The 14,792-nt window shown below is 71.6% G+C and carries 13 protein-coding genes; 9 read left to right on the top strand and 4 right to left on the bottom strand.

Features of this window, described 5'->3' with window-relative positions:
• Positions 1-16: 16 nt before the first annotated feature.
• Positions 17-3,154, top strand: coding sequence for an efflux RND transporter permease subunit (locus tag AB0G28_RS30980; protein WP_361096896.1), 3,138 nt, complete (start codon positions 17-19; stop codon positions 3,152-3,154).
• A gap of 138 nt (positions 3,155-3,292) precedes the next feature.
• Here the strand turns inward: AB0G28_RS30980 and AB0G28_RS30975 are convergent, their stop codons facing one another.
• Entirely contained in the window at positions 3,293-4,129 is an 837-nt protein-coding gene (locus AB0G28_RS30975) for a hypothetical protein (protein ID WP_361096893.1), read from the bottom strand.
• A gap of 166 nt (positions 4,130-4,295) precedes the next feature.
• Positions 4,296-4,538: a DUF3039 domain-containing protein gene (locus tag AB0G28_RS30970; RefSeq protein ID WP_361096890.1), complete on the bottom strand. Its 243-nt coding sequence runs from the start codon at positions 4,536-4,538 to the stop codon at positions 4,296-4,298.
• Between the two features lie 58 nt (positions 4,539-4,596).
• Between AB0G28_RS30970 and AB0G28_RS30965 the strand changes: the two genes are divergently transcribed.
• From AB0G28_RS30965 to AB0G28_RS30950, 4 genes are read left to right on the top strand one after another with little or no spacing between them, the layout of a single operon-like run.
• Positions 4,597-5,385, top strand: a complete 789-nt coding sequence (locus AB0G28_RS30965) for a sporulation protein (protein ID WP_361096887.1) — start codon at positions 4,597-4,599, stop codon at positions 5,383-5,385.
• Entirely contained in the window at positions 5,385-6,002 is a 618-nt protein-coding gene (locus AB0G28_RS30960; RefSeq protein ID WP_361096884.1) for an HD domain-containing protein, read from the top strand. The genes AB0G28_RS30965 and AB0G28_RS30960 overlap by 1 nt, the downstream gene beginning before the upstream one ends.
• Before the next feature lie 9 nt (positions 6,003-6,011).
• Positions 6,012-6,917 (top strand): pseudouridine-5'-phosphate glycosidase, encoded by a 906-nt coding sequence (locus AB0G28_RS30955; RefSeq protein WP_361096881.1) that lies wholly within the window; start codon positions 6,012-6,014, stop codon positions 6,915-6,917.
• Positions 6,914-7,786 (top strand): sugar kinase, encoded by an 873-nt coding sequence (locus tag AB0G28_RS30950; protein ID WP_361096878.1) that lies wholly within the window; start codon positions 6,914-6,916, stop codon positions 7,784-7,786. The genes AB0G28_RS30955 and AB0G28_RS30950 overlap by 4 nt, the downstream gene beginning before the upstream one ends.
• 30 nt (positions 7,787-7,816) lie before the next feature.
• Here the strand turns inward: AB0G28_RS30950 and AB0G28_RS30945 are convergent, their stop codons facing one another.
• Together AB0G28_RS30945 and AB0G28_RS30940 are read right to left on the bottom strand one after the other, a co-directional pair.
• The gene (locus AB0G28_RS30945; RefSeq protein WP_361096875.1) at positions 7,817-8,152 is read right to left on the bottom strand and encodes a DUF3099 domain-containing protein; all 336 of its coding nucleotides are present in this window, start codon (positions 8,150-8,152) and stop codon (positions 7,817-7,819) included.
• 17 nt (positions 8,153-8,169) lie between these two features.
• Positions 8,170-9,435 (bottom strand): amidohydrolase, encoded by a 1,266-nt coding sequence (locus tag AB0G28_RS30940; protein ID WP_361096872.1) that lies wholly within the window; start codon positions 9,433-9,435, stop codon positions 8,170-8,172.
• A gap of 28 nt (positions 9,436-9,463) precedes the next feature.
• Between AB0G28_RS30940 and AB0G28_RS30935 the strand changes: the two genes are divergently transcribed.
• The 4 genes from AB0G28_RS30935 to AB0G28_RS30920 all read left to right on the top strand — a co-directional run.
• Entirely contained in the window at positions 9,464-10,966 is a 1,503-nt protein-coding gene (locus AB0G28_RS30935) for a methyltransferase (RefSeq protein ID WP_361096869.1), read from the top strand.
• Positions 10,963-11,388, top strand: a complete 426-nt coding sequence (dtd, locus tag AB0G28_RS30930) for a D-aminoacyl-tRNA deacylase (RefSeq protein WP_361096866.1) — start codon at positions 10,963-10,965, stop codon at positions 11,386-11,388. The genes AB0G28_RS30935 and dtd overlap by 4 nt, the downstream gene beginning before the upstream one ends.
• 289 nt (positions 11,389-11,677) lie before the next feature.
• Positions 11,678-12,706, top strand: coding sequence for a sigma-70 family RNA polymerase sigma factor (locus tag AB0G28_RS30925; protein ID WP_361096863.1), 1,029 nt, complete (start codon positions 11,678-11,680; stop codon positions 12,704-12,706).
• A 496-nt stretch (positions 12,707-13,202) separates the two neighbouring features.
• Positions 13,203-14,792, top strand: a 1,590-nt coding sequence (locus AB0G28_RS30920; RefSeq protein ID WP_361096861.1) for a fumarate hydratase, incomplete at its 3' end; no start/stop codon positions are given.

Below are 14,792 nucleotides of genomic sequence, written 5' to 3'. Positions count from 1 at the left end.
AGGGGGTTTTCACGTCATGTCCGTGCTGGCCAGACTGAGCCTGCGCAACCGGAGCCTGATCGGCCTGCTCGCGCTGGTGGTCGTCGGCTTCGGCGCGTTCGCGCTGCCGCAGCTCAAACAGCAGCTGTTCCCGTCACTGCAGTTCCCGCAGGCGCAGATCGTCACCGCGTACCCCGGCGCGTCCCCGGACGCGGTCGACCGGCAGGTCAGCGAGCCCCTCGAGGGCGGCCTGCAAGGCCTGAAGGGCCTGGAGCAGGTCACGTCGACGTCGTCGGACGGCGTTTCGCGGGTCGTCGCGCAGTTCCAGTTCGGCACGGACATCGACGCCGCCGTCTCGCAGATCCAGCAGGTGGTGAACCAGGTCCGGCCCCGGCTGCCGCAGAACTCCGAGCCCGCCGTGTCCGCGGGCAGCACCGACGACCTGCCGGTGGCGCTGGTCGCCGCGGGCACCACGGGCGACCCGCAGGCCCTCGCGCCGGCGCTGACCGACCAGGTCGCGCCCGAGCTGCGGAAGATCGAGGGCGTCCGCACGGTGACCGTCACGGGGGTGCAGCAGCCGCGCGTCACGATCACGCTCGACTACGCGAAGCTGGCCGCCGCGGGCGTCGACCCGGCGTCGGTCGCCACGACGCTGCAGACCGCCGGCGCCGCCGTGCCGGCCGGCACGCTGACCGAGAACGGCAAGACGCTGTCGGTCCAGGTCGGCGGCGGGCAGACCACTGTGGACACTCTCCGCAACCTCTACCTGACGCCGAGTGCGGCCGGTCGCACGGGCGCCCCGGCGCGGGGCCCGGTCAAGCTGGGTGACGTGGCCGACGTCCAGACTGGGTTCGCGCCCCCGACATCGATCACGCGCACCAACGGCAAGCCGAGCCTCGGCCTGTCGATCACCATGGTGGACAACGGGAACGCCGTCGCGATCTCCCAGGCGGTGCGGGACAAGCTGCCGGAGCTGGCGAAGAAGACCGGCGCCGAGATGAGCGTCGTGTTCGACCAGGGCACCCCGGTGAAGGACGCGATCAGCGGCCTGACCACCGAAGGCCTGCTGGGGCTGGCCTTCGCCGTCGTCGTCATCCTGCTGTTCCTGCTGTCGGTGCGTTCGACGCTGGTGACCGCGGTGTCGATCCCGCTGTCGGTCGTGGTCGCGCTGCTGGCGCTGTGGACCGGCGACCTGTCGCTGAACCTGCTCACCCTCGGCGCGCTGACCATCGCGATCGGCCGGGTGGTCGACGACTCGATCGTGGTGCTGGAGAACATCAAACGGCATCTGGCCTACGGCGAGGAGAAGCAGCGCGCGGTGCTCGACGGCGTCCGCGAGGTGGCCGGCGCGGTCACTTCGTCGACGCTGACGACCGTCGCGGTGTTCCTGCCGATCGCGTTCGTCGGCGGGTTCGTGGGCGAGCTGTTCTCGCCGTTCGCGATCACCGTGACGGTGGCGCTGCTGGCGTCGCTGCTCGTGTCGCTGACCGTGGTTCCGGTGCTGGCGTACTGGTTCCTGAAGCCCCCGGCGGTGCCGTCGGACGCCGTCGAAGCCGAACGGGCACGCGAGGCGGCCGTCGAGAAGGAACGCCGCAGCGTCCTGCAGCGGGCCTACCTGCCGGTGATCCGGTTCGCGACGCGGCGGCGGCTGACCGTCGTCCTGCTGGCACTGTTGATCTTCGCCGGCACGGTGGGGCTGGCGACGCGGCTGAACACGAACTTCCTCGACCAGTCCGGTGGGACGACGCTGAACATGACGCAGAAGCTGCCCGCCGGCACCAGCGTCGAGGCGAAGGAGAAGGCGGCCACGGCCGTCGAACAGGCCCTCGCGGCCGAGCCCGCGGTGCGGACGTACCAGGTCAGCATCGGCGGGGGTGGCGCGTTCGGCTTCGGCGGCGGGACCAACACGAGCATCTCGGTCACCGTCGCCAAGGACACCGACCTGAACGCGCTGTCGGACCGGCTGCGGTCGAAGCTGACGTCGCGGCCCGAGCTGGGTGAGATCAAGATCGGGGCGGACGCGTCCGGGTTCAACTCCGACCAGGTCTCGGTGACGGTCACCGCGCCGTCGGAGGCGGCGCTGAAGCCCGCGTCCGACCAGGTGGCGCAGGCGCTGCGCGGGGTGTCCGGGCTGACCGAGGTGTCGAGCGACCTGAGCGTCGGCTCGCCGCGGGTGCAGGTCGAGGTGGACGACGCCGCGGCCGCCGCGCACGGGCTGTCGGCGAGCACCATCGGGCAGATCGCCAACCAGGCGATCGCCGGCCGCACGGTGACGCAGCTGCCGGTCGGCGGGCAGCGTACGGACATCGTCCTGCGGGCCGGCACGGCGCCGGCCACGGTGGACCAGGTTCGCGGGCTGCCGATCCCGGGCCCGGGCGGGGTCGTCCGGCTCGACGAGGTGGCGAAGGTATCCACTGTGGACGGACCGGCGTCGGTGCACCGCACCGGCGGCGACCTGAGCACCACGGTGACCGCCAAGAACACCGGCAGCGACCTGAGCAAGACGACCGCGGACATCAAGTCCAAACTGGACGGATTGACGTTCACCGGTGGCGCGTCGTACTCGCTCGGCGGCGTGAGCCAGGACCAGCAGGAGGCGTTCTCGAACCTGTTCCTGGCGCTGCTGGCGGCCATCGCGATCGTGTTCCTGATCATGGTGGCGACGTTCCGGAGCCTGATCCAGCCGCTGATCCTGCTGGTGTCGATCCCGTTCGCGGCGACCGGCGCGATCGGGCTGCTGCTGGCCACCGGCACCGCGCTCGGCCTGCCGGCGCTGATCGGGATGCTGATGCTGGTCGGCATCGTCGTCACCAACGCGATCGTGCTGATCGACCTGATCAACCAGTACCGCGCCGAAGGGATGAGCGTCGCCGACGCCGTCACCGAAGGCGGCCGCCGCCGGCTGCGGCCGATCCTGATGACCGCGGCGGCGACGATCTTCGCGCTGGTCCCGATGGCGCTGGGCATCACCGGCCAGGGCGGGTTCATCGGCCAGCCTCTGGCGATCGTGGTGATCGGCGGCCTGGTCAGCTCGACCTTGCTGACCCTGGTCCTGGTCCCGACCCTCTACACGATGGTCGAGACCCGCAAGGAACGCCGGAAGAGTCGTCGCGCGGCCCGCCGGACCCCGGCCCAGGCCCCGGAAACGGAGTCCCTGAACCCGGAACTCGCGTGATCCGAGGGGCATCACTCGTGATCAGGGAGGCATCACTCGTGATTGGCGGGGCATCACGCCGATGCCTCCTCAATCACGAGTGATGCCCCTCCAGTCACGCGTGATGCCCCTGCAATCACAGGTGATGCCCCTTCCCGCTCACTGGCGGAAGCGGTAGGTCATGCTGTCGAAGAGGATGCAGATGCTCGGGGACATCACGATCACGCGGAGCGTGTTGTCACGTTCGTCGAAGTCGATGCCTTCGACCTCGAACGAGCCTGAGCAGCCGCTGCGGAGCGGGAGCTGGCCCAGCGAGGTGACGTGGCCCGTGACGTCCGTGCCGGACAGGGGGCCGGCCAGGTCGACCTGGAGCAGGGGCTTCGTGGTGCCGAAGAGGCTGCCGTCCGGGTCGTCGGACGCGCAGAACAGGCGGGTCGCGGTCTGGAAGTCGCAGCCCTGGATGTCGCGGACGGCGTGGTCCAGGCGGATCGTGCCGGCCAGCGGCAGGTTCGCCGCCGGGTCGGTGGCCGCGACGCCGGGCATCGGGTGCACCAGGAGCCGGTCCATGGTGCCCCACTCCCCCGCCACCAGCCAGCGGGCGTCCGGCGAGACGGCGGCGAAGGAGTTGTTGCTCGCCTCCCACGACTCCAGGTTGTGCTTGTAGTTGGCCCACGAACCGTCCGGGGCCTGCACGCGGAAGAGCTTCGCGCCCCGGTCGTCACGCTGGTAGGGCTCGACGTACCAGCCCTGGGCCGAGCCCGGGTCGCCGACGTGGTTCCAGCCCTGGGAGTTCAGGTCCGCCGGGATCGTGCCGACCCCGGTGTAGCGGATCGTGGTGCCCGACGGGCGCACGATCGTGGCGAGCCCCTGGCTCTCGTCGAGGGCCCTGGCGTGGTCGGAACCGACCTCCGTCCAGCCCGTGACGGCCTGGGCCAGCGCCGGCGAGAACGCGGTGAGCAGGGCGACGACGGCGAGCACGATCCCGGTTCTGCGCATGACGCCTCCGGTCGGAGTGGGAAACCTGGCGAGCAGGATTTACCAGCACTCCCGGACGTCGCACACCCGCCGAATGAAGGTTTTTCACGTTTGTTCGGCGATCTGTCCACTTCAGGACAGCGGAAGACCCCGGCGGGCGCACCCGCCGGGGTTCAGGCGCGCGGGATCAGTCCCCCGCGCGGAGACCGTCGTAGATCTCCTTGCAGGCCGGGCAGACCGGCGACCCGGGCTTCGGCGACTTCGTCACCGGGAAGACCTCGCCGCACAACGCCACCACGTGAGTGCCCATGACCGCGCTCTCGGCGATCTTGTTCTTCTTCACGTAGTGGAACATCTTCGGCGAGTCGTCGTCGGTGGTGTCCGTGCCCTCGGGCGTGGTCTCCGGCTTCGTCAGCGTCTCGGTGCTCACCCGACCATTGTGCCCGAGTCCCCGCGCGAAAGGTCTCCGGCCTGGCAGGATCCCCGGCATGTTCCAGAAGGTGCTCGCGACGTTCGGCTCGGGCGGGGCGAAGATCGACGCCCGGCTGCTGGACGCCGCCGCGGCCCCGGGCCGCCTGCTGCACGGCGAGGTGCTGCTGCTCGGCGGCGAGGTCGACCAGGAGATCAAGGGCCTCTCGGTGACGCTGCTGGCCCGCGTCCGGCTGCCCGGCGGCGAGCAGACCGAAGACCTCCCGTTCGGCTCCCGGCAGCTGGCCGGCCAGGAGGTCATCCGGGCCGGGCAGCAGGTCAGGGTGCCGTTCGAGCTGCCGCTGCCCTGGGAGACGCCGGTGACCGGCGTCTACGGCAAGCCGCTGGCCGGCATGGCGGTCGGGGTGCGGGCCGAGCTCGACCTGGCCGCGGCGGTGTCGGACCCGTTCGACGCCGACGCCGTCGCCATCGAGCCGCTTCCGGCGCAGAAGCGGATCCTCGACGCGGTGAGCCGACTCGGCTTCACCTTCCGCGAGGCGGTCCTCGAGCAGGGCCGGGTCGACGGCGCCGCCCAGCAGCTGCCGTTCTTCCAGGAGATCCGGTTCGCGCCCTCACCCCGCTTCGCGAGCGTCTTCTCCCAGGTCGCGGTCACTTTCCTGACGTCGGGCGAGCGCACCGACGTCGTGCTGGAGGTCACCAAGCGGGTCCGGGTGAGCAAGACCGGCGGCTTCGGCGGCCGCGGGCAGGACTTCCTCGGGATGTTCACCGTGCGGCCGGACGTCGACTGGGAAAAGCAGCTCGAAGTCTGGCTGGACCTCCTCGCGCGGCCGCGCGGGATCTTCGACTGATGCGCTGGCCCGACGCGGTCGCCGCGCTCGGCGGCACGTCCGACGCCTGGCCGCGGCTCGAAGCCCGCTACGGCGAACCGCACCGGCGCTACCACACGCTGGACCACGCGGCCGCCGTCGCCCGCGACTCCGCCTGGCTGGCCGAAGGCCTCGGCGACACCGACCGCGCGATCGTCGCCGTAGCCGCCTGGACACACGACGTCGTGTACGACGCGAAGCCCGGCGAAGACGAGCGCGCCAGCGCCGCCTGGGCCCGCGAAGCCCTGGCCGGAGTGGCCGAAGCGCACGTCGAGCGCGTCGAGGGCCTGATCCTCGCCACGATCACGCACGACGCCCCGGCGGACGACCTCCTGGCCACCGCCCTCCTCGACGCGGACCTCGCCATTCTCGGAGCGCCCGAAGCGCAGTACGCGGCGTACGCCCGCGGAGTGCGCGAGGAGTACGCGAAGTACCCCGACGACGTCTGGCGCGAAGGGCGCATCGCCGTCCTCGAACGGCTCCTCGAACGGCCGCTCTACCGCAGCGAAGCCGCGCGGACACGCTGGGCGAACGCCGCGACGGCGAACGTCACGGCCGAGCTGACCCGCTGGCGCCGCGCGACGGGCGATCACCGATGATGGTCCCTCGTGACTACCGCACTCTCGCTGCACGAAGAGGTCGCCTCGGCGCTGCGTGACGGGCACCCCGTCGTCGCGCTGGAGAGCACCATCCTGTCCCACGGCCTGCCGCCGGGCCGCAACCTCGACGTCGCCCGCCGGCTCGAAGGCGTGGTCCGCGACGGCGGCGCCGTCCCGGCCACCATCGCGGTGCTCGACGGGCGGGTCGTCGTCGGCCTCTCCCCCGCCGAGCTCGAGCGGGTCTGCGCGCCGGACGCCGGCCTGGACAAGCTGTCGCTGCGCGACCTCGGCCCGGCCGTCGGGCTCGGCCGGTCGGGCGCGACGACCGTGGCGAGCACGTCGGCGCTGGCCGCGGCGGCCGGGATCGGGATGTTCGCCACCGGCGGGCTCGGCGGCGTGCACGTCGGGGCCGCGCAGAGCTGGGACGTCTCGGCGGACCTCGGCGTGCTGGCGAAGGTGCCGACCGTGGTGGTCTGCTCCGGCGTGAAGTCGGTGCTCGACATCCCGGCCACCCTGGAAGTCCTCGAGACGAACTCGGTGCCGGTGCTGGGTTACCGCACCGACGACTTCCCGGCGTTCTACCTGCGGTCGTCCGGGCACCAGGTCGGCTGGCGGGTCGACGACCCCAAGCAGGCCGCCGCCGTCATCGACGCGCACCGCGCCTACGCGGGTTCCGGTGTCCTGCTGGCGAACCCGATCCCCGAAGCGTCCGAAATGGACAAAGAGCTGCACGACCGGCTGCTCGCCGAGGGGCTCGCGCTCGTCGAAGAGCAGGGCGTGCACGGCGCCGACGTCACGCCGGTGCTGCTGGAGCACTTCCACACCGCGAGCGGCGGGGTCAGCATCGACGCGAACGAAGCGCTGGTGCTGAACAACGCGAAGCTGGCCACCGAAGTGGCCGTGGCGCTCGCATGACCGGGATCGTGGTGGTCGGCGACGCGGCCCTCGACGTGATCGCCCGGCACGACAAGCCGTTGCCGCACGGCGGCGACGCCCGCGCGAAGATCCGGTTCACCGGCGGCGGCGCGGGCGCCAACACGGCGTTGTGGCTGCGGCACCTCGGCGCGGAGACGACGTTGCTCGCGCGGATCGGCGACGACCCCGGCGGCCGGCTCATCCGGGCGGAGCTGGAGGCGGCGGGCGTGCGGTGCGCGTTCGCCGTCGACCCCGAGGCGCCGACCTGCTGCGTCGTGGTGATGGTCGACGGCGCCGGGCAGCGCAGCATGCTGGCCGACCGCGGCGCCAACCAGCGCTTCGCGCCCGAGGACGTCACCCCGGAGTCACTCGCCGGGGCGAGCCACCTGCACCTGTCCGGGTACGTGCTGCTGGACCCGCCGTCGCGGGCCGCGGGTCTCGCCGCGCTGGCCGCGGCCAGGGAAGCCGGGCTGACGACGTCGGTCGACCCGCAGGCCGCCGCCCACATCACCGACCCCGCCGCGTTCCTGGCCGACGTCCGCGGGGTGGACCTGCTGATGCCGAACACCGAAGAGCTGGTCGCGCTGACCGGCTCGGCGGACCCCGTGTCGGCGAAGGAGCTGCTCGGCACGGTCGGCGCGGTGGTGGTCACGGCCGGCCTCGACGGTGCCAGCTGGGTCGACGCGGGTGGCGTCACGAGCGTGCCCGCCGTCGAGGCGGAGTGCATCGACTCGACGGGCGCGGGTGACGCGTTCGACGCGGGCGTGCTCACCGGCTGGCTGGCCGGGGAGTCCACAGTGGACGTTCTCCGGCACGGGACGCGGCTGGGCGCGCTGGCCGTCGGGAAGGTGGGCCCCCAGCCGGTCTGAGGCGTAGCTTTCACGTGAAAGCTACGCTTCTCAGCCGTCGATGACGCGGTGGTTGGTGCCTTCGATCGCCTTCGCCTCGCGCTCGTACCGCGAGACCTTCTCGGACTTGCGGGGCGGGCGGTCGTTGGCGATCAGCACCGCGATCCACGGCAGCGGCACGGAGATCGCCAGGAAGCCCAGCGCCAGCCACCAGACGTGATAGGTCAGCCCGGCGAGGATCAGGCACGGGATGCGGCAGCACATCATGATGACGTACTTGCGCTTCCGCGCGGCGAACTGCTCTTCGTACGACGGGGCCGCCCCGGTGATCAGGACCGGGTCCGTGTTGCCGGCGGGCGTGGTCACTGCACCACCTCCACCGTCCATCGTCCCACTCGCGCGGTTCATCCGACAGCGGGGTGACGTAAGCGGCTCAACGCGGCGAGGACCAGCGTCTCGATGCCCGTGCGCAGGGTCGGGTGCAGCACGGGCGCGAACCGCGGCGAGTGGTTGGACGGGATGTCGCGCTCGAACCGGCCCTCGGTCATCGCCGTGATCACCGTCTCCGGGTCGAAGCCGCCGACCAGCCAGAACACCGACGGCACGCCGGCCGCCCGGCCGAACTCGCTGAAGTCCTCGCTGCCGGTGATCAGCGGTGCCGGGAACACGACGTCGGTGCCGAAGTGGCCGCGGAAGACCTCGGTGAGCGCCTCGTTGGCTGCTTCGTCGTTCTCGGTGATCGGGTAGGCACCGGACCGCTCGATGTCCGGCGGCTTCGGCGCGCCCGCCGTGGCCGCCTCGCCGTGGACGATCCGCTCGACCGCGGCCAGAACCCGCTCGCGCACGGCCTGGTCGAAGGACCGGACGTTGACCTCCAGGACGGCGTCGTCGGCGATCACGTTGGCCGCGGTGCCCACGTGCAGCGAACCGACGGTGACCACGGCCGACTCCGTCGCGGCGATCTCGCGCGACACGATCGTCTGCAGCTTGAGCACCACGGACGCGGCCAGCACGGCCGGGTCGACGGTCGTCTCCGGGCGCGAGCCGTGCCCGCCACGGCCGTGCAGGGTGACGCGCAGCGTGTCGGTCGCGGCCATGATCACGCCCGGCCGGGTGAGCACCCAGCCCGCCGGGCCGGGCACCAGGTGCTGCCCGAACACGACGTCGGGCTTGCCCGCGATGTCGAACAGGCCTTCGGCCACCATCGCCGACGCGCCGCCCGCGCTCTCCTCCCCCGGCTGGAACACCACGAGCAGCGTGCCGGACCAGGTGTCGCGGCCCTTCGCGAGCAGCCCGGCGGCGCCGGAGAGCCAAGTGGCGTGCATGTCGTGCCCGCAGGCGTGCATCACCGGGACGTCGTTGCCGTGCTCGTCGGTGCCGCGGGCGGTGCTGGCGTAGGACAGCCCGGTCTTCTCCTCGACCGGCAGCGCGTCGATGTCGGCGCGCAGCAGCACCGTGGGCCCCTCGCCGTTGCGCAGCACGCCCAGGACACCGGTGCCGGCGATGCCGGTGTGCACCTCGTAACCGCCGTCCTCCAGCCGCCGGGCCAGCTCGGCCGCCGTCCGGGTCTCGGCGAAGGACAGCTCCGGGTGCCGGTGGAAGTCGATGTACAGCGCTTCGAGCTCGGGCAGCGCCGCGTCGAGCGGGGCGAGGACGCGTTCAGGGGTCACGGGAGCCATCGTGGCAGCATTACCCACCGTGAGCACGCGAAGTGGATTGCCCGACCTGTCCGACGACGTCTGCGCGCGGCTGCGCGACGCCTTCCGGCGCACCGGCTACGACGCCGACGGCGTGGTGGCCGCCCTCGGCGGTGCCGCGCACGCGGCGCTGGGCCGCGGCGAACCGGTGCCCGCCGAACGCGCGAGCCGCGACGCGGGCGACCTCGGCGCGCTGATCCGGCTCTTCCTGCTGGGCGCCACCGAGCCCGAGACGGCGGTCAAGGCCGCCTTCGCCCCCCTTTCCCCCGAGGACGCCGTGGCCGCAGGGGTGCTGGCTCCGGCGTCCGAGGGCTATCGCGCCGCCCTCGACATCCGGCCGCACGGCGACGAGGAAGGCTCGTGGTGGGTCGTGTCCGACCTGGACGCCGACCTGCTGGGCCACACCGTCCCCGAGGACCACGTGCTCGGCGTCGGCCACGCGTCGCTGTCGCTGATCCGCGCGACCAGCCGCCGCCCGGTCGGCACCCTGCTCGACCTCGGCACCGGCAACGGCGTCCAGGCGCTGCACGCGACCCGGCACGCCCAGCGCGTCACCGCCACCGACGTCTCCGCGCGGGCCCTCGCGCTGGCCGCGGCGACGTTCCGGCTCAACGAGCTGGACGTCGAGCTGGTGCGCGGCGAGTGGTTCGCCCCGGTCGCGCGGCGGAAGTTCGACCAGGTCGTGTGCAACCCGCCGTTCGTGGTCGGCCCGGCGCGGGTGGACTACACCTACCGCGACTCCGGGCTGGCCGGCGACGACGCGAGCGCGCTGGTCGTGCGGCAGCTGCCGGGCTTCCTGAACGACGGCGGCGTCGGCCACCTGCTCGCCTCGTGGCTGCACACCTCCCGCGAGGACTGGGCCGACCGGGTGAGCCGCTGGCTGCCCGCCGAGACGGACGCCTGGTTCGTGCAGCGGGACGTCGCCGATCCGGCGCTCTACGTCGGCACGTGGCTGCGGGACGCGGGCCTCGACCCGCGCTCGCCCGAAGGCCGGGCGAAGGCGGCGGCGTGGCTCGACTGGTTCGCGGCGAACGACGTCCGCGGCATCGGCTTCGGGTTCGTCACGCTGCGGCGCGCGGCCGGGCGGACACCGACCGTGGTCTGCGAAGACCTGCGACAGGCTTACGACGACCCGCTCGGCCCGGAAGCGGCGGGCTGGCTGGACCGCGTGGAATGGCTGCGCGAATCGGGTGATTCACTGCTCGATGTCCGTTTCGTGGTGCCCGACACGGTTTTGCTGGAAAGCGTCGGGGAACCCGGCGACGAGGGCTGGGCGACGACGATCCGCCGCCTGCACCGCACCGACGGCCCCGGCTGGCAGCACGAGGTCGACGAGCTGGCCACCCGGCTGCTGGCGGGCTGCCGCGGCGCGCTGCCCCTGGAGGACCTGATCGAGCTCCTCGCGGCCGCACAGGGCCTGTCGCCGGAGGAGCTGGCGGCCGCCGCGCTGCCCGTCGTCCGGGAGCTCGTCCGGCACGGCATGCTCGTCCCGGCGCGGCGGTGAGGGCCGTCGCGGCCCGCGTCACGCGGGCGGACGTCACCGTCGGTGGCGAGGTCGTCGGCGCGATCGACGAGCCGGGTTTGCTTGTGCTGCTGGGAATCCACGCCGGCGACGACGTCGGGAAGGCCGCCGTGATGGCGCGCAAATTGCACGAACTGCGGGTGCTGCGCGACGAGGAATCATGCGCCACGGCGAATGCGCCGCTGCTGGTGGTGAGCCAGTTCACGCTCTACGGCGACACGAAGAAAGGCCGGCGCCCGTCGTGGACGCAGGCGGCCCGGCCGGAGGTCGCCGAGCCGTTGGTGGACGCCGTCGTCGCCGAGCTGCGCGGCCGCGGCGCCACCGTCGCCACCGGCCGGTTCGGCGCGATGATGGCGGTCTCGAGCGTCAACGACGGTCCGTTCACGGTTCTCGTAGAGGTCTAGACCATGCGGGTCCGGTCCGGTTTCCGGCCGGATTCATATGGAATTCTCAGGTTCCCCGGTCACGGAACGTTCTCAGGAAAAGCTCAGCCTTGATTCAGCAACCGGATCGCTCCCGCATCCGTCTTCTTCTATGACGAGCCGGGAACGTTTTGGGAACCCGGAGCGTTGTGCCAGATGTCCAGCCAAGCCGGCCGGACCGGCGTACCGGGATCCACAGGCCCCGGTCCGCGGGGACGAACCCGGCGGGACCACCGCAGCAGCACGTTCAGCCCGTGACCGGGGAGGCAGAATGTCAGTCCAGACTCTCGAACGCGAGTCGCGCGGGATTCGCGAGCGCATCCCGGCTCAGGTGTCCGAGGAGCCGGTGGGCGTGGGGGCGCTCACCGACGCCGACCTCGACGCCCAGAGCCCCGCCGCCGACCTCGTCCGCGTCTACCTCAACGGCATCGGCAAGACGGCCCTGCTCAGCGCGGCCGACGAGGTCGAGCTCGCCAAGCGCATCGAGGCCGGGGTCTTCGCCCAGCACATGCTGGACACGGCCGAGGACCTCACGGCGAAGCGCCGCACCGAGCTGTCGGCCCTGGTCCGCGACGGCCACGTGGCCAAGAACCACCTGCTGGAGGCCAACCTCCGCCTGGTGGTCTCGCTCGCCAAGCGCTACACCGGCCGGGGGATGCCGCTGCTCGACCTGATCCAGGAGGGGAACCTGGGTCTGATCCGCGCGGTGGAGAAGTTCGACTACTCCAAGGGGTTCAAGTTCTCGACCTACGCCACCTGGTGGATCCGGCAGGCCATCACCCGGGGCATGGCCGACCAGGGCCGCACCATCCGGCTGCCCGTCCACCTGGTGGAACAGGTGAACAAGCTGGCCCGCATCAAGCGCGACCTGCACCAGCAGCTCGGGCGTGACGCGACGCACGAGGAGCTGGCGGCCGAGTCGGGCATCCCGGCGCACAAGATCTCGGACCTGCTCGACCACTCGCGTGACCCGGTAAGCCTGGACATGCCGGTCGGCACGGAGGAGGACGCCCCACTGGGCGACTTCATCGAGGACTCCGAGGCGACGGACGCCGAGAGCGCCGTGATCTCCGGCCTGCTGCAGGACGACCTGCGCCGTGTCCTGGCGACGCTGGACGACCGCGAGCAGCACGTGATCCGCCTGCGCTACGGCCTCGACGACGGCCAGCCGCGCACGCTCGACCAGATCGGCAAGCACTTCGGGCTGTCCCGTGAGCGCGTCCGCCAGATCGAGCGCGAGGTCATGTCGAAGCTGCGCCAGGGCGAGCGCGCGGACCGGCTCCGCGCCTACGCGAGCTGATCGGTTCTCGTTTCCCCTCCGAGGGCGGGTGCACCCGGTGCACCCGCCCTCGGACGTTTCCGCACCCCGGTGACCAGGCGTTCGGCCGGGCACGAAAATTTTCCACGAAAACCGGGTTTCACCCTTCACGGCCGCGGGTAGCAACCCTCCGCCAGCACCCGTTCGGCGGCGTTGACTTATGACCTGCGTCACGACAGCCTCGAAGTGCCGGCGCAGGCCTCGCAACCGGATGTGCACGCATCCGGGCGCTTTCCCCGGGAGGTCGGGTCCGTCGGGGTGGACCCGGCCTCCCGACCAGCTTCCCGGGATCTTCGGGTGTCCTGAACGAGTCGTTCAGGACATCGGACGTCCTGAACGAGTCGTTCAAGACGTCGCCAAGTGGGCCCGCGTGGAGTGGGATGCGTGGGGTGGCCCACAGTGACCGCATGCCTCTTCGGCGTGGCCCTCACCGCTGCGTAGGGTGGACCGATCCCGGAGCTGGCAAAGGAGCCTGGCAGTGCCGTCCACCACGTTTCAGCACACCGAAGTCCTCCCGCTGGGCAAGGACACCACCACCGAGTACCGGCTGGTCACCGGCGAAGGCGTCGAGACCGTCGCAGCCGCCGGTCGCACCTTCCTGAAGATCGCCCCGGAAGCGCTCACCACCCTGGCCCGCACCGCCATCACCGACATCCAGCACCTGTTGCGCACGTCACACCTCACCCAGCTGCGCGCGATCGTCGACGACCCCGAAGCCAGCGGCAACGACCGGTTCGTGGCCATGGACCTGCTGCGCAACGCCGCCATCTCCGCCGGAGGTGTCCTGCCCATGTGCCAGGACACCGGCACCGCCATCGTCATCGGCAAGCGCGGCGAAGGCGTCCTCACCGGCGGTGACGACGAGCGCGCCCTCTCGCAGGGCATCTTCGACGCCTACCAGCAGCTGAACCTGCGGTACTCGCAGATGGCGCCGCTGAACTTCTGGGACGAGCGCAACACCGGCACGAACCTGCCCGCGCAGATCGAGCTGTACCACAAGGACGGGAAGGACGACCCGTCCTACGAGTTCCTCTTCATGGCCAAGGGCGGCGGCAGCGCCAACAAGACGTTCCTGTACCAGGAGACCAAGGCCGTCCTGAACCCGAAGCGGCTCGCCCGCTTCCTCGACGAGAAGCTGCGCAGCCTCGGCACCGCCGCCTGCCCGCCGTACCACCTCGCGATCGTCGTCGGCGGGATGTCCGCGGAGTTCAACCTCAAGGTCGCGAAGCTCGCCTCCGCCCGCTACCTCGACAACCTCCCGGCCGAGGGCTCCGAGCTGGGCCACGCCTTCCGCGACCGCGACCTCGAGCAGCAGGTCCTGGAGATGACCCGGCAGTTCGGCATCGGCGCGCAGTTCGGCGGCAAGTACTTCTGCCACGACGTCCGCGTCATCCGGCTCCCCCGCCACGGTGCTTCCTGCCCCGTCGGCGTCGCCGTCTCCTGCTCCGCCGACCGGCAGGCCAAGGCCAAGATCACCGCCGACGGCGTCTTCATCGAGCAGCTCGAGCGCGACCCGGCCCGGTTCCTGCCCGACGTCACCGAGGAAGACCTCTCCGACGACGTCGTCAGCGTCGACCTCAACCGGCCGATGGCCGAGATCCGCGCGCAGCTTTCGCAGCTGCCGGTCAAGACGCGGCTTTCGCTCACCGGGCCGCTCGTCGTCGCCCGCGACATCGCCCACGCGAAGATCGCCGAGCGCCTCGACGCCGGCGAGGAGATGCCGGACTACCTGAAGAACCACCCGGTCTACTACGCCGGCCCGGCGAAGACGCCCGAGGGCTACGCGTCCGGCTCGTTCGGCCCGACCACGGCCGGGCGGATGGACTCCTACGTCGAGCAGTTCCAGGCCGCCGGCGGCTCACTCGTCATGCTGGCCAAGGGGAACCGCTCGAAGCAGGTGACCGCGGCCTGCCAGGCGCACGGCGGGTTCTACCTCGGCTCCATCGGCGGCCCGGCCGCCCGGCTCGCCCAGGCGGTTCCTGAGCGGTGCCGATGCCTGAAAAGCCGATGCCTGAAGAACAGCCGGGCCGGAGGACGACGGTGTGAGCTTGGAATCGATCTACTTTTC

This window comes from Amycolatopsis sp. NPDC021455 (assembly GCF_040640995.1).
In the GTDB taxonomy this organism is placed as follows: domain Bacteria; phylum Actinomycetota; class Actinomycetes; order Mycobacteriales; family Pseudonocardiaceae; genus Amycolatopsis.
Note: the sequence above shows the minus strand (reverse complement) of the source record. Positions and strands in the feature narration are given on the sequence as shown.

What these genes read in the sequence shown, in the direction of transcription:
- AB0G28_RS30975 (WP_361096893.1), bottom strand. Translation starts at nt 4,129, where the DNA reads ATGCGCAGAACCGGGATCGTGCTCGCCGTCGTCGCCCTGCTCACCGCG.
- AB0G28_RS30950 (WP_361096878.1), top strand. Translation starts at nt 6,914, where the DNA reads ATGACCGGGATCGTGGTGGTCGGCGACGCGGCCCTCGACGTGATCGCC.
- AB0G28_RS30945 (WP_361096875.1), bottom strand. Translation starts at nt 8,152, where the DNA reads ATGGACGGTGGAGGTGGTGCAGTGACCACGCCCGCCGGCAACACGGAC.
- AB0G28_RS30925 (WP_361096863.1), top strand. Translation starts at nt 11,678, where the DNA reads ATGTCAGTCCAGACTCTCGAACGCGAGTCGCGCGGGATTCGCGAGCGC.
- AB0G28_RS30965 (WP_361096887.1), top strand. Translation starts at nt 4,597, where the DNA reads ATGTTCCAGAAGGTGCTCGCGACGTTCGGCTCGGGCGGGGCGAAGATC.
- AB0G28_RS30960 (WP_361096884.1), top strand. Translation starts at nt 5,385, where the DNA reads ATGCGCTGGCCCGACGCGGTCGCCGCGCTCGGCGGCACGTCCGACGCC.
- AB0G28_RS30980 (WP_361096896.1), top strand. Translation starts at nt 17, where the DNA reads ATGTCCGTGCTGGCCAGACTGAGCCTGCGCAACCGGAGCCTGATCGGC.